The organism is Micromonospora sp. AMSO31t, assembly GCF_008868175.1.
Classification (GTDB): Bacteria; Actinomycetota; Actinomycetes; order Mycobacteriales; family Micromonosporaceae; genus Micromonospora.
In genome coordinates this window covers 1-14167 of record NZ_WBKT01000151.1, presented here as the reverse complement: position 1 = coordinate 14167, position 14167 = coordinate 1, and the positions used below count along the sequence as shown (strand labels likewise).

The 14167-nt window shown below is 72.7% G+C and carries 14 protein-coding genes; 3 read left to right on the top strand and 11 right to left on the bottom strand.

The features are described 5' to 3' along the window. Positions 1-132 precede the first annotated feature (132 nt). The 4 genes from F8274_RS24930 to F8274_RS24915 form a co-directional block, all read right to left on the bottom strand. Positions 133-1224, bottom strand: a complete 1092-nt coding sequence (locus tag F8274_RS24930; protein ID WP_151464795.1) for a PIN domain-containing protein — start codon at positions 1222-1224, stop codon at positions 133-135. A gap of 36 nt (positions 1225-1260) precedes the next feature. Next, positions 1261-1488: a hypothetical protein gene (locus tag F8274_RS24925; RefSeq protein ID WP_151464794.1), complete on the bottom strand. Its 228-nt coding sequence runs from the start codon at positions 1486-1488 to the stop codon at positions 1261-1263. Positions 1489-1518: 30 nt separating this feature from the next. Next, a complete protein-coding gene (locus F8274_RS24920; RefSeq protein ID WP_151464793.1) occupies positions 1519-2244 on the bottom strand; it encodes a hypothetical protein in 726 nt (241 codons plus the stop codon). Positions 2245-2416: 172 nt separating this feature from the next. Then, complete coding sequence (locus F8274_RS24915; protein ID WP_225853958.1) at positions 2417-3055, bottom strand: winged helix-turn-helix domain-containing protein; 639 nt, start codon at positions 3053-3055, stop codon at positions 2417-2419. Between the two features lie 243 nt (positions 3056-3298). On the opposite strand from F8274_RS24915, the gene F8274_RS24910 reads away from it, so the two are divergent. Next, positions 3299-7708, top strand: a complete 4410-nt coding sequence (locus F8274_RS24910) for a S8 family serine peptidase (RefSeq protein ID WP_151464792.1) — start codon at positions 3299-3301, stop codon at positions 7706-7708. A 127-nt stretch (positions 7709-7835) separates the two neighbouring features. Here F8274_RS24910 and F8274_RS24905 read toward each other — a convergent pair whose 3' ends face one another. From F8274_RS24905 to F8274_RS24895, 3 genes are all read right to left on the bottom strand, one after another. Next, a complete protein-coding gene (locus F8274_RS24905; RefSeq protein ID WP_225853957.1) occupies positions 7836-8366 on the bottom strand; it encodes a winged helix-turn-helix domain-containing protein in 531 nt (176 codons plus the stop codon). Positions 8367-8600: 234 nt separating this feature from the next. Then, entirely contained in the window at positions 8601-8957 is a 357-nt protein-coding gene (locus F8274_RS24900; protein WP_151464791.1) for a GNAT family N-acetyltransferase, read from the bottom strand. Positions 8958-9007: 50 nt separating this feature from the next. Beyond that, positions 9008-9421, bottom strand: a complete 414-nt coding sequence (locus F8274_RS24895; protein ID WP_151464790.1) for a nuclear transport factor 2 family protein — start codon at positions 9419-9421, stop codon at positions 9008-9010. Positions 9422-9582: 161 nt separating this feature from the next. On the opposite strand from F8274_RS24895, the gene F8274_RS24890 reads away from it, so the two are divergent. Beyond that, a complete protein-coding gene (locus F8274_RS24890; RefSeq protein WP_192579970.1) occupies positions 9583-10098 on the top strand; it encodes a DinB family protein in 516 nt (171 codons plus the stop codon). Positions 10099-10182: 84 nt separating this feature from the next. Here the strand turns inward: F8274_RS24890 and F8274_RS24885 are convergent, their stop codons facing one another. Next, on the bottom strand, positions 10183-11769 hold the full coding sequence (locus tag F8274_RS24885; RefSeq protein ID WP_151464788.1) for a DHA2 family efflux MFS transporter permease subunit: 1587 nt from the start codon (positions 11767-11769) through the stop codon (positions 10183-10185). Positions 11770-11930: 161 nt separating this feature from the next. Next, positions 11931-12863 (bottom strand): AraC family transcriptional regulator, encoded by a 933-nt coding sequence (locus tag F8274_RS24880; RefSeq protein ID WP_151464787.1) that lies wholly within the window; start codon positions 12861-12863, stop codon positions 11931-11933. 72 nt (positions 12864-12935) lie between these two features. On the opposite strand from F8274_RS24880, the gene F8274_RS24875 reads away from it, so the two are divergent. Continuing rightward, on the top strand, positions 12936-13436 hold the full coding sequence (locus F8274_RS24875) for a DUF1772 domain-containing protein (protein ID WP_151464786.1): 501 nt from the start codon (positions 12936-12938) through the stop codon (positions 13434-13436). A 12-nt stretch (positions 13437-13448) separates the two neighbouring features. Here F8274_RS24875 and F8274_RS24870 read toward each other — a convergent pair whose 3' ends face one another. Then, positions 13449-14096, bottom strand: a complete 648-nt coding sequence (locus tag F8274_RS24870) for a DUF305 domain-containing protein (protein ID WP_370518272.1) — start codon at positions 14094-14096, stop codon at positions 13449-13451. Continuing rightward, positions 14081-14167, bottom strand: an 87-nt coding sequence (locus tag F8274_RS32095; RefSeq protein ID WP_370518273.1) for a carbohydrate-binding protein, incomplete at its 5' end; no start/stop codon positions are given. The genes F8274_RS32095 and F8274_RS24870, both read right to left, overlap by 16 nt.

Genomic DNA, 14167 nt, shown 5'->3' with positions numbered 1-14167 from the left:
CCCACCGCGACCCCGACCGGCTCGCCGTCCCCGAGCGAACCCGCCCTGGCGGGCATCTGCCTGGATCCGCTCCGGCTGCCGGTGCTGGACCCGCTGCTGTGCCGCAGGACCTGAACGGGGCGACCCGGCTCGTCAGGGGGTGTGCGGGGTGAGCAGGTAGTCCTCGGCCTCCGGGCTCCACCGCAGCGCCACGGCGCCGCTCGTGGCGGCCGCCTTGCAGAACTGGAGGAAGCTGCGGTAGCCGAGCTTCTTCTCGCTGAAGTCGGGCCGCGCCCGGCGGAGCTGGTCCTTCAGCCCGGACAACGCCACCGCGCCGCCCTCGCCGGCCAGGTCCACCACCACGGACCGCAGCAGCGCGAAGGCCACCTCCCGGTCGCCCCGCTCGGGCAGCGACACCTCCGGGTCGCCCTTGGCGGGTCCCGCGGCAAGCTCGATGACGTTGTGCCCCGCCAGGTGACGCAGCAGCTCCCCGAAGGTGCGGAAGCCGTAGTCGGACTCGCTGAACGTCGGGTCCTTGCGGAGCAGGGTGCGCTTCAGGCCGGAGGCGGTCACCTCGCCGCTGGAGCTGCCCTGCATGCCGGCCACGGTCTGGGCCACCAGGACGGCGAGCGTGTCGACGTCCCGCGCGGGCTCCTCCCCGGCCGGCGCGACCTCGGCCGGCACCTCGGCCCGCGGCTCGGCCGGCGGCGGCGTCTCGGGCTCGACCGTGCGGGCCGCCCGACCCCGGCGGCCGGCCGCGGGCGGCACGTCGACCCCTTCGAGGCGGTCGTAGAAGAGGAACTCGTCGCAGGCGGGCGGGAGCAGCGCCGAGGTGGAGTTCTCCACACCGACGCCGATCACCCGCTTGTTGAGCTCGCGCAGCTTGTGCACCAGCGGCGTGAAGTCGCTGTCCCCCGTGCAGATCACGAACGTGGAGATGTAGCCCCGCTCGAAGGCCAGCTCGACGGCGTCGACGGCCATCTTGATGTCCGCCGCGTTCTTCCGGGAGGCGCCCATCCGCTGCGGTATCTCGATGAGCTCGACGTGCGACCGGGTGAGCATCCGCCGGTCCTCGTCGAAGTACGACCAGTCCGCGTAGGCGCGGCGCACCACCACCCGGCCGCGCTCGGCGAGAGCGTCGGCGATCGGGCGGAAGTCGAACGCCCGGCCGCCATGATGGTCACGCACACCCAGCGCCAGGTTCTCGTAGTCGAGGAACAGCGCAATCCGGTCTTCCTGATCCACGCCGGCCAGCCTAGCGGGGTTCCGGGGCCGACCCGCTCACCGCCGCCGCCCGTCCCGGTAGAGGGTGTCGCGGCGGGCCGCGTACTGGATCGCGTAGCTGCCGATCAGGAGCAGCAGGGCCAGCACGACCTCGACGCCCGCGACGGCGCCGTTGGCGACCGTGAGGCCGAGCAGCAGCAGGATCAGCCCCACCACGGCCAGCAGGCCGGCCAGGAGCAGGCGCTTCCGCCTCGCCGTCGACCGGTCCGGACCGCCAGCAGCCACCGCTCCCACCTCCTCCCGCCAGCCTAGGCGCTACGCCGGCACGTCCTGCCCCACTTCGTCGAAGGCCCTCCGCAGGACGCCGACGCCCACGCCGACGAGCCAGACGGCCGCGAGGAGCCGGAACGCCGGCTCGGGCCGGACGAGCGGCGGCACCAGGATCGAGAGGGCAGAGGCCGCCACCAGCGGTCCCACCACCCTTCCGTAGGCGAACACCCAGCGCGGCCGCCGGTGGGAACGCCGCGCGACCGCCGGGGCCGCGGTGATCAGGAGGCCGGCGCCGAGCAGGTGCGCCGCACCGCCGAGCACCAGCGCGGCCCGGCCGAGACCGGAGACGGTCATGTCGCCGGCCCGCGCCGCGACCAGCAGCAGAACCAGCCCGCACACCACCGAGGCGAGCAGCGAACCCGCCGTGATCGCGGTCCCCCAACCCAGCACTGCACCGGCACGGGTGCCGTCCGCCCGCAGGGCGGCGCGCAGCCGCCACCCGAACCGGTACAGCGCGGCCGCCGCCAGGATCTGCAACGCCGACTGGGCCAGCACCGCCACGGCGCTCGTGGCGTAGAAGTCACGCAGCTGCGCGACCGAGGCGTCGGGCAGGTAGAGGCTCTCTCCCACCTTCAGGGCGCTGCCGGCGACGATGCTGGCGACGAAGGCGACCACGAAGACGATGCCCCACCAGCCCCAGCGCCGGCCCGGGGCAGCCGCCGCCCGCGGCGGTGCCGCGCCGCCCGCCTCGCTGATCCGATTCGGTCCCATTCCGCCCTCCCTTGTGGCCGGACACGGCCGCGAGCCGGTACACGCGTCCATCGGCCAGTCATGGTGTCAGCGCGCGGGTGGCGTGCCATCCGACGTGGAGGGCCTTCGCGGTACGCCAGGGCGGGTACATCCGTACGCTCCCCGACGTAGGCGGCCACCCGCGGCGAGGGTCCTAGCGGCCGTTCGGCGGCTGGCCGGTGCCCTGCGCCCGGGGGTGCCGGTGGTCGGTCAGCCGGAGTCCGACGCCGCGCACCGCGACGACCGTGACGCCCGTGCCCAGCTGGTCGAGCTTGCGGCGCAGCCGCTTGACCAGGGACTGCACGTCGGCCTTGTGGTGCAGCCCCTCGTCGTGCCAGACGGAGCGGTGCAGCTCGGCGTAGCTCCAGACCCGGACCGGCTCGGTGGTCAGGCAGGCCAGCAGGTCGCGTTCGAGGCGGGTGAGGACGATCTCCCGGTCGGCCCACCGGGCGGTGGAGCGGGCGGCGTCGATCACCAGCGTGTCGTCCGGCGCCGCTGGGGTCGGGGTGGCGGCCGGCGGTGGCGGCGCGGCGGGGTCCGCCGGTGACCCGGCAGGCGTGAGCAGCTTGCGCAGTTCGTCGAGGTCGGCGACCAGGAGCAGGGGCGCGACGCCGTCGAGGAGTTCGGTGAGGCGGATCCGTTCGGCCGGTGACGCCGTCACCCCGATCACCAGCGGGAACGGATGGTCCACCGGGTCGAGGCCACCGGTGGCCCCGCTCGTGTCCTTCTCGGTCATCGTCACCCCCGCCCGGAGCAACGAGCGGCAGAAACTGCCGCTCTCGAGAATCGCCATGACAGTCAATGTCAACCGGGCCGACCGACGGGGGCCTGTTGGTGACATGTTGCTCACGTAGAGTGCTTGATCGCGCTTTCCTGTCGATCATAGTGTCCACTCAGGCAGCCGGCGTAGACCCGCACGGCGCCTAGGGGGCTTGGGGGGCTCGTTCAAACCGATGTGATCCGACGGGAGAGGGGTCTCCTGCGCCTTCCGCCATGGCTCGACCATCCGCGGGTCGTTCTGGAGGAGGCAGCACCGATGCTGAGACGTCCACACAGGAGGGGCCTGGCCGGTCGGCTGGTGAGCGCGGGCGCGGCCCTGGTTCTCGCCGCGACCGCCATGGCCGCCACCGGCACAGGCGCACAGGCTGCGCAGACCGGAACGGGAACCGGCGCATCCGCCGGCGACAAGATCCGCCCCGAAGTCACCCGGCAGCTCCAGGGCAAGAGCGAGGGCGACTTCTGGATCCACTTCGGCGCCAAGGCCGACCTGGGCAAGGCCGGTGCCGCCAAGGACTGGGCCAAGCGGGGCACCGCGGTCGCCGACGCGCTGAAGAAGACCGCCGCCGACAGCCAGGCGAAGATCCGCGCCGAGCTCGACCGCTCGGGCACGAAGTACCAGACCTTCTGGGCGACCAACGCCATCAAGGTCACCGCCGGTTCCCTCACCATGGCGCAGAACTTCGCCGCCCACACCGAGGTGGACGGCATCTACGCCCCGGTCGAGTACAAGCTGCCCGAGGTCACCCAGGGCACCGACGAGAAGTCGGTGAACGCCCTGGAGTGGGGCATCGCGAACATCAACGCCGACGACGTCTGGTCCCAGTACGGGGTCAAGGGCGCCGGCATCACCGTGGCGAGCATCGACAGCGGCGTCCAGTTCGACCACCCGGCGCTGGTCAACTCGTACCGCGGCAACAACGGTGACGGCACCTTCGACCACAACTACAACTGGTTCGACGCCGCCGGCACCTGTGCCACCGCGCCGTGCGACGAGGACGGCCATGGCACGCACACGATGGGCACCATGGCCGGCTCCGACGGCGCCAACCAGATCGGCGTCGCCCCCGAGGTCAGGTGGATCGCCGCGAACGGGTGCTGCCCGACCGACGCCGCCCTGATCTCCTCCGGTCAGTGGATGCTGGAGCCCACCGACCTCAACGGGCAGAACCCGGACGCCAGCAAGCGGCCGAACATCATCAACAACTCGTGGGGCACCACGTTGCCCTCCACCGAGCCGTTCATGGAGGACGTGACCGACGCCTGGACCGCCTCGGGCATCTTCGGCACCTGGTCCAACGGCAACAACGGGCCCGCCTGCCAGACCAGCGGCTCGCCGGGCAGCCTGGCCAGCAACTACTCGGCCGGCGCGTACGACATCAACAACAACATCGCCAGCTTCTCCTCCCGCGGCGCCGGCCAGAACGGCGAGATCAAGCCGAACCTGTCGGCCCCCGGGGTGAACGTCCGGTCCAGCGTGCCGGACAACTCCTACGCCAGCTACAGCGGCACGTCGATGGCGGCGCCGCACCTCGCCGGGACGATCGCGCTGCTCTGGTCGGCGGCGCCCACGCTCGTCGGTGACGTCACGGCGACCCGCGCGCTGCTGAACGACACGGCGGTGGACAAGGCCGACACCCAGTGCGGTGGCACCACGGACGACAACAACGTCTACGGTGAGGGCCGGCTGGACGCGCTCGCCCTGCTCAACGCCGCACCGATCGGCGACAACGGCACCCTGGCCGGAAAGGTGACCGACTCGGCCACCGGCGCCCCGATCGCCGGCGCCACCATCGCCCTGACCGGTCCGGCGACCCGCTCGCTGACCACCGCCGCCGACGGGACGTACTCGTCGCTGCTGCCGGCCGGCGACTACCAGGTCACCGTCTCGGCGTTCGGCTACCAGACCAGGACGCTCTCGGCGACGGTGACCAAGAACGTGACCACGACGCTCGACGTCGCGCTGACCGCCGTGCCGAGCGTCACCGTCAGCGGTCAGGTCACCGACGGCTCCGGGCACGGCTGGCCGCTCTACGCGAAGGTGAGCGTCGAGGGTCTGCCCGTCTCCGACTACACCACCCCCGCCAACGGCCGCTACAGCCTGAAGCTGCCGGCTGGGGCGACCTACCGGCTCAAGGTCGAGTCGCAGTACCCGGGCTACCCGACCCTGACCAAGGAGGTCGTGGTCGGCTCGGGCAACACCACCAGCAACATCGCTGTGCCGGTCGATCCGAACGCGTGCACCGCGGCGCCCGGCTACACCAACAGCTCCGACGGCGAGTACGAGACCTTCGACGGCGCCAGCGTGCCCGACGGCTGGTCCGTCGTGGACAACGCCGGCACCGGCCAGGTCTGGAAGTTCACCGACAGCGGTGACCGGGGCAACCTGACCGGCGGCTCGGGCGGGTTCGCCATCATCGACAGCGACGACTACGGCAGCGGTGGCCGGCAGGACACCTCGCTGGTGAGCCCCGTCGTCAACCTGACCGACGTCGCCGCACCGGTGATCCGGTTCAACCAGGACTTCAACTGGCTGAGCTCCGACCGGGCGGACGTCGACCTGAGCCTCGACGGCGGCACCACGTGGAGCAACGTACTCCGGCAGGCCGCCGACGTGCGCGGGCCGAAGGTCACCGAGGTGCCCATCCCGCAGGCGGCGGGCCAGGCGCAGGTCCAGGTCCGGTTCCATTACTACGACGCCTCCTGGGAATGGTGGTGGCAGGTCGACAATGTGCTGATCGGCAGCAAGATCGTCTGCAAGCCGGTCGACGGCGGCCTGGTGCTCGGCCACGTCCGGGACAAGAACGACAACGGCTACGTCAACGGCGCCACCGTCACGAGTGACGACCGCCCGGCGGAGAAGGCCACCACGGTGGCGACCCCGGACGACACCGAACTCCCCGCCGGCTTCTACTGGATGTTCTCGTCGCTGACCGGCCGGCACCCGTTCACCGCCAGGGCCGGCAACTACGTCAGCCAGACCAAGCAGGTCGTCGTCGAGACCGACTGGGCGACGGCGGCGAACTTCCAGCTGGCCGCGGGCCGGCTGGCCGTGCAGCCGACGTCGGTGACCGGCACGGTCCGGATGCCCACCGGCAAGGTCACCAGGACCTTCACGGTGACCAACACGGGCGGGGCCCCGGTCACCGCCGAGTTCAGCGAGCAGGACGGCGGGTTCGTGCTGCAGCGGGCCGACGGCTCCCAGCTGTCCGAGCAGAAGCTGCTCGGCTCGACCGGCGCGCCGGTGCAGCGGCTCACCACCCCGACGTCCCTCGGCGCCCGCCCGTCCGGCAAGTCGGCCACCGCGGCCGCCACGCCGGCCGGTCCCCAGGCGGAGCCCTGGACGACCATCGCCAACTACCCGGCCAACGTGATGGACAACCGGGTGGTGAACCTCGACGGCAAGATCTACTCGATCGCCGGCGGTGACGGCACGACGTCCAGCGCGAAGAACTACGTGTACGACCCGATCGCCCAGACCTGGACGGCGATCGCCGACCTCCCCGCCGCCCGCAACGCCATGACGGTCGGGGTCGTCGACGGCAAGATCATCGCCACCGGCGGCTGGGGCGCCGCCGGACCGGACGGCACCACCTGGTCGTACGACCCGGCGGCCAACACCTGGACGAAGAAGGCCGACAACCCCGCGCCGCGGGCCGCCGCCGGTCAGGCCGTCGCGGACGGCAAGCTGTACGCCGTCGGCGGCTGCACCACGGCCAGCTGCCTGCCGATGTCCAACTCGGTGGTCCGCTACGACCCGGGCACCGACGCCTGGGAGACCCTGCCGAACTACCCGAAGTCGGTGGCGTTCGCGTCCTGCGGCGGGATCGGCGGCACGGTCTACTGCACCGGCGGCAACGACGGTTCCGTCGCGCAGAAGGCCAGCTACGCGTTCGACTCCGGCGCCAACGCCTGGACCGCCGTCGCGGACGCACCGGCCGACAACTGGGCCAGCTCGTTCGCCGTCGCGAACGGCAAGCTCCTGGTGGTCGGTGGCTCGCAGGGCGGCGCCATCACCAACGCCGGCTTCGCGTACGACCCGGCCACCGACTCGTGGGCGAACCTGCCCAACGCCAACACCCCCCGCTACCGCGGTGGTGCGGCGTGCGGCTTCTACAAGATCGGTGGTTCCTCGGGCAGCTTCAACGCCACGAAGGACAGCGAGGTGCTGCCCGGCCTCGAGGAGTGCGCCGAGGGGCCGGCGGACGTCAGCTGGCTGACCATCGACAAGTCGAAGGTCACCCTGGCGCCCGGTGAGAAGGTCACGGTCACCGTCGGCATGACGGCCAACGTGGACCAGCCGGGCACCTACTCGGCGTCGGTCGCGATCAAGGAGAACACGCCGTACACCGTGCCGCCGGTGGCGGTCACGATGATCGCGCAGCCGCCGACCAGCTGGGGCAAGCTGATGGGTACGGTCTCGGGCCGGAGCTGCCAGGGCGCCGTCGCACCGCTTCCCGGCGCGGTCGTCCAGGTCGACTCGTGGGCGATGTCCTGGACGTTCGCCACCGACGCCGACGGCAAGTACGCCTACTGGATGGACCGGCGCAACAACCCGCTCAGCATCATCGTCGCCAAGGACGGCTGGAAGCCCCAGACCCGTCAGACGAAGATCAACAACACCACGCCCACCGTGGAGGACTTCACCCTGTCCCCCATCCGCTGCTGACCTCTGACCGCCGACCGTCAGGTCCGGCCCGCCCGGTGTTCCTCACCGGGCGGGCCGGACCGCGTTCACGGCTCTGACCAGAACTGGGCGCGGCCCTCGGCACGCGCGCCGAGGGCCGCGTGCGCGGTCAGGACGACGCGAGGCGGAAGCCGATGCCGCGTACCGCGAGGATCGTCGGTACCGCCCCCACGCGGCCGAGCTTGCGCCGCACCCGGCGCACCACCGAGTGCATGTCGGAGCCGCGCCCCAGGTGGTCGTTGCCCCACACCGCCCGGTGCAGCTGCGCGTAGGTCCAGACCTGGCCGGGTGTGCGGGCGAGGCAGACCAGGAGGTCGTGCTCCAGCGGCGTCAACCCGACCTCACGCTCCCGCCACCGCAGGACGCGCCGGTCGGAGTCGACGTCCAGACCGGACACCGGCGGGCCGGCCGGCGGCGGGTCGTCGGCGACCGCGTCGCCGGCGGCGACCGGGTCGTGGATGGGGACCGCGTCGCGGGCGGTGGCCGGGCGCGTCACACCGGGCGCGCGGAGCAGGTCGAGGAACCGTCGCGCCTGGTGCGCGCTGGAGACGATCAGGAACGTCTCGGTGCCGCCGAGCAGCTGGGCCAGCTGCCGGCGTTCCGCGGCCGAGGACGCGATACCGATGACCAAGGACGGCACCCCCGCCATCATCCGCCCTTCCGTTCCACCCTTTTCGTGAGGCCTTTTCCACGGCGCCGGACAATGACCGGTGAAAGCGCGGCACAGGCGGTGGGAATCGGCCGTCGGCGTGGGTGGATTCGGACGCGTGACGGCCGGCAGGCAGGAGAAATGTGCTGAAGCTGATGTTTTGTGAGGCGTTGCTGATCTGTTGATCGGCATCATATAGCCGCACACCGATGATTGGTATAGCAGTTAACGTCGATGTAACGGCGGCGGCACGAGTTCAATCAGCGGCAAGGGTGAGGTTGGGGCCTTCGCGACACCGCTGCGCCGATGGCGCGGGTGGACGTAGAGGTCGCGGATCAACCACGCGGCTCCCAGCAGCAGCGACGCCGGGGTGATCGCCGTCGTGATGAAACCGCAGATCTGATCGGCGCGGACGGCAGCGGCGACCGCGAGCCGGCGCTGTGCGACCTGGTCGTGCAGCCAGGCGCGGGTGCGCCGAGCCGACGGCGCCTGGCCGTAGTGCACCCGGTAGTCGTCGAAGAGAGCAGCCACCCGCGCGAACGCGTCCTGGCCCGGCGTCACCGGCGCGACCGTCGTGAGCATGCCGTCCAGTCTCGTCGAGGTCCACCCGCGGGGCCGCGGCGGACCGGCGGCTACGCGGGCACGTCCTGCCAGAGCTCGTTGAAGGCGGTGCTGTCGAAGAAGGCGGTCCCCTCGACCACCTTGCCGTTCCGCATCCGCAGGAACCAGGCCACCGTGTCGGTGAACGTCGTGCCGATCGTGGTGGTGCCCGCGCCGTTCCACGCGACGATCACCGTGTCGGTGCTCGGGTCCTCGTGGATGCCCCGGATGAGCACGGGCCGGAAGGGGTCCTCGGCGGTGAAGCGCGCGTCGAAGGGGGTCAGCACCTCGTCGACGAACTGGCGGGCCGGATGGTACGTCCCGGCCGCCCTGGAGCGGCCCGTGATTTCCCACCGCATGTCCTCGGCGAAGATGCCGGTGATGCCGCCGGTGCCGGCGGACCAGGCGGCGAAGGCGTCCGCGACGATCTCCCGGTTGGCGGTCATCGGCGGCTCCCGTTCTCGTCCTGCGCGGGCGCCCCCGGACCCTCGGCCGCCCCGCTCATCCTCCGCCGCCGCGTCCGCGGCCGGGGCGGCTTCGGCGCACCGTCCTCCCACCGGGGGCACCGTGCCCCCCGGTACGCCCCCGCGCCACCTACCCTGAGCGCGTGGATCGGTGTGACGAGTGCCTGTTCGTCTATTCCACGCTCGACGACGGGGAGGTGCCGCAACGGTTGCACGACCTGGCCGGGCGCTATCCGGCCGCCCTCCACGGGGCGCCGGACCCGCGCCGGCGGCCCGCGCCGGAGGTGTGGTCGCCGCTGGAGTACGCCTGCCACGTCCGGGACGTGTTCCGCGTGCAGGGTGAGCGGCTGGCCCTGGCGCTGCGCGTGGACGAGCCGGAGTTCCCGCCGATGGGCCGCGACGAGCTGGTGGTCAGCGAGCGCTACAACATGCAGGACCCGGAGGTCGTCCTCGCCGACCTGGCCACGGCCGCTCACGGCTTCGCGGCCCGCTTCGCGGCGCTCGGCGCGACCGAACTGGCCCGCACCGGCGTCTACCCGTGGCCCCGGCGCGAGGCCCGGACGCTGCGCTGGCTCGGCCGGCACACGGTCCACGAGGCCCAGCACCACCTGCTCGACATCCGGCGCGCCACCGGGGGCCGGACGGCCGGCGGGGCCTGACGCCGATCGGCGTCAGGCCCCGCGACGGCGAGCCGGACCGGGGTCGGGCCGCCCGGGGCGACGCCCCCGCGGCCCGACCGGCGGTCAGTGGATCGGCACCGGGGTCGGACGCTGCTCCTCGCCCGTCCCGCCGTCGAGCAGGTGCGACGGCTCGCGACGGCGCGGCAGGAGCGCGGCCGGGATGAAGGTGAGCAGCACCAGCCCGAAGGCGACCCAGAAGGTGGTCGCGAAGGAGCCGGCCGCGAAGTCGAGCCCGCGCTCGATCAGCGACGGCGGCACCGGGAACTGCTGGAGCAGCTCCGGCCGCAGCTGCGAACCGATGGCCAGGCTGGCCTCGGTGACCGGCTTGCCGCTCGGGTCGGTCACGCCGGGGATCACCTCCGAGCCGTTCAGCCGGCTGGTGAGGATCACCGACATCACCGCGGCGCCGACCGAGCCGCCGATCTGCTGGAGGATGTTGACCAGCGTCGAGCCGCGGGCCACCTCGGCGGCGTGCAGCGTCTTCAGGGCCGAGGTCATGATCGGCATCATGGTGCCGCCCATGCCGAGGCCCATCACGAACAGCGAGCCGCAGAGCAGCCAGTAGGACGTGTGCGGGTCGACCTGGGTGAAGGTGAAGAACCCGGCGGCGATGAGCACCAGCGCGAACGGCACGGTCCGGCCGACGGGAACCTTGTCGGCCAGCATGCCGGCGATCGGCATGGTCAGCATCGCGCCGAGGCCCTGCGGCGCCATGAGCAGGCCGGCGGTCAGCGTCGACTCGCCACGGATCTGCAGGAAGTAGCTCGGGAAGAGCAGGCCCGCGCCCATGAACGCGATGATGAAGACGAACAGGGTCACCGTGGCGATGCTCAGGTTGCGGTTGCGGAACAGCCGCAGGTCGAGCAGCGGGTGCCGGGGCCGGAACGAGTAGAACACGAAGGCCACCACGAGCACGGCGCCGACCAGCATGGGCAGCCACACCTTGTTGTCGCGCACCGTGCCGGCCTCCGGCAGCGAGGAGACGCCGTAGAGGAAGAGTGCCAGGCCGGGCGAGAGCATCAGCATGCCGAGGAAGTCGAACGACTCCGACGGCTCGGGGTTGTCCTTCGGCAGGGCGAGCTGGGCGTAGATCAGCGCGACGACGCCGATCGGCAGGTTGATCAGGAAGATCCAGTGCCAGCTGGCGGTGTCGATCAGCCAGCCGCCGAGGATCGGACCACCGATCGGGCCGAGCAGCATCGGGATGCCGAGGACGGCCATGAGCCGGCCGATCCGGTGCGGGCCGGCGGCCCGGGTCATGATCGTCATGCCGAGCGGCATGAGCATGCCGCCGCCGAGGCCCTGGACCACGCGCCAGGCGATGAGCTCACCGATCGAGTCGGCGGTGGCGCACAGCCCGGAGCCGATGGTGAACAGCGCGAGCGCCACCATGTAGAGGCGTTTGGTGCCGAACCGGTCGGCGGCCCACCCGCTGAGCGGGATCACCGTGGCCAGCGCGAGGGTGTAGCCGGTCATCGTCCACGCCACCCGGGCGTAGGAGGCGTCGAACTCGTTCTGGAACGTCGGCAGCGCCACGCTGACGACCGTCACGTCGAGGATCGACATGATCGCACCGAGCACGACGACGCCGGCCACCTTGAGCACCGCGGCGTCGAGCTTGTTCGATGTCGCGACAGGTTGCTGGGTCACAAACAGTCTCCTGGTTCAGGTCCGGTCGGGGGCGCTGGCCGCGCCGCGCGCCGGTGAGGCGCGGGGTTGACGTGCGGTGGGGCGGCGTCCGGCAGGAAGCGTAGCCATCGGCTGCGACAGCGCGCGGCCGGTTTACCGGGATCGGCGGCGACGGGCCGGGCTCAGGCCGTGGCGCGGTGGTCGCGGGGATTGACGCCGCGGACCCGCTTGAAGGCGACGCTGAGCGCGAAAGGGCTGGTGTAGCCGACTCTGCGGGCGACCGCGGTGAGCGTCAGTTCGGTGTCGCGGAGCAGGTCGGCGGCGAGCGCGAGGCGCCAGTTGGTGACGAAGGTCATGGGCGGTTCGCCGACCAGTTCGGTGAACCGGCGGGCGAACGCGGCCCGGGAGGCGCCGGTGGCGGCGGCCAGGCCGGCCACCGTCCAGGCTCGGGCCGGGTCGTGCTGGACCAGCCGGACCGCGTGGCCGACCACCGGGTCGGCGTAGGCCCGGTACCAGCCGGGCGGCTGCGCGCCGGGGCGGGCCAGCCAGGTGCGCAGCACCCCGATGACGAGCAGGTCGAGCAACCGGTCCAGCACCGCCTCCTGCCCGGGTCCGTCCCGGTCCAGCTCCGCGGCGAGCAGCGCGACGACCGGCAGGTCACCGTCGGCGGCGGTCAGCACCACGAGGGGCGGCAGGGCCGCGAGCAGGCCGGCGCCGACCGCGCCGCTGCTGGCGTACGTGCCGGTGAGCAGGGCTGTTCCGCCGTCCGGCCGGGTGCCCCAGGTGCGCAGGCCCAACGCCATGGTCTCGGTCAGCTCCTGCCCGCCCAGGGTGGTGCACCGCTGCTCGGGGTGGATCACCACCTGCGGCGGGGTCTCCGGGTGGTCGGCCACCGTGTACGGGTCGGGCCCGCGCAGCACGGCCACGTCGCCCGGACGCAGCAGCGCGGGCGCGCCGCCGTCGGGCACCACCCAGGCGCTGCCCCGGACCACCGTGGTGACGCTCAGCGGCGCGGCGTCGCGGACCAGGATCGACCAGGGCGGGTCCATCACGGTACGCAGCAGGAACGCCTCCCGGGCCCGCAGCCCGCGGAGCACGTCGGCGAGCACGTCCACCCGGTGAGCGTAGACGCTCGCGTATGGTTCGGGGCGTTCCGGCCATGGAGCTTCCCGGTGTCCAATGGGCCCATGACCGCTTCGAACATCCGGGCCGCCGTCCTGCTGCTGGCCACCGTGACGACGGGCCTGACGGCGGGGCTCTTCGCGGCCTTCGCGTACGCGGTGATGCCGGGCCTGGCCCGGGTCGACGACCGGGCGTTCGTCGCCGGCATGCGGTCGATCAACCAGGCCATCCTCAACGGCTGGTTCGCGCTCTGCTTCGGCGGCGCGCTGGTCTGCACCCTCGCGGCGGTCCTGCTGCACCTGCCCGCCCGGCTGCGCGGGCCGCTGCCCTGGCTGATCGCCGGCCTGGCGCTCTACGTGCTGGTGCTCGCGGTGACCGCCGCCGTGAACGTGCCGCTCAACGACCGGCTGGAGGCGGGGGCCGCCCGGCTGGTCGACCCGGCGGAGCTGCGGGCGACGTTCGAGAGCGCCTGGGTGCGCGGGAACGTGGTCCGGACGGTGCTGAACACGGCCGCCTTCGGCTGCCTGGGCGTGGCGCTGCTGGTGGCCCGGTCGCTGCCCGCCTGACCGGCGTCCGGGTCACCGGGCGCGCAGTTTCGCCAGCAGCGCGACCTCGGCGGAGCGGGACCGTTCGATCCGGCCGGCGAGGTCGCGTACCCGGGCGCTGGTGCCGGCCTGGACCTGGGCGCGGGCCAGTTCGGCGGCGGTCCGCTGGTGCGCGCCGAGCACGTCGAGCAGCACCCGGTCGGCCTCGCCGGGCGGGGCGGCCCGCAGCCGGGCCAGCCCGGCGGCGGCGTCGCTGTGCCCGGAGTGGTCGTGCCGCTCGGCGGCCGCCGCCGCGGACGGGCCGGCCTCGCGCAGCCAGCCCCGCATGGTGGCGAGCTCGTCGGTCTCGGTGGCCCGGACGGCGGCGATCAGGGTGCGGATCTCGGTGTCGGTGGTGCGGTCGAGCCCGAGCTTCACGATGTCCAGGGTCTGCTCGGTGTGCGCCACCATCATGGCGAGGAAGAGCGCGTCGATGCCGCTGGTCGCGGTCTCGGCGGCCGGCCCGGGGCGGGTGGCGGCGGTCGGCGCCGGCTGGCCGGTGCAACCGGCCGTGGCCAGCAGCACGGCCAGCAGGGCGGCGGCGAGCGGGCGGCGCGGGCCGGGCCGCCGGTCGGGGGCACACCGGGTGGGTGCGGCGCACGCGGCGCGTGGCCGCACCCGTCCGGTCAGAGCTGGAGCCACAGGGCCGGCACGTTCGGCGGTTCCCAGCCCGGGATCGCGGTGTGCGCCTGGCGGCAGCGGTAGGTCAGGCC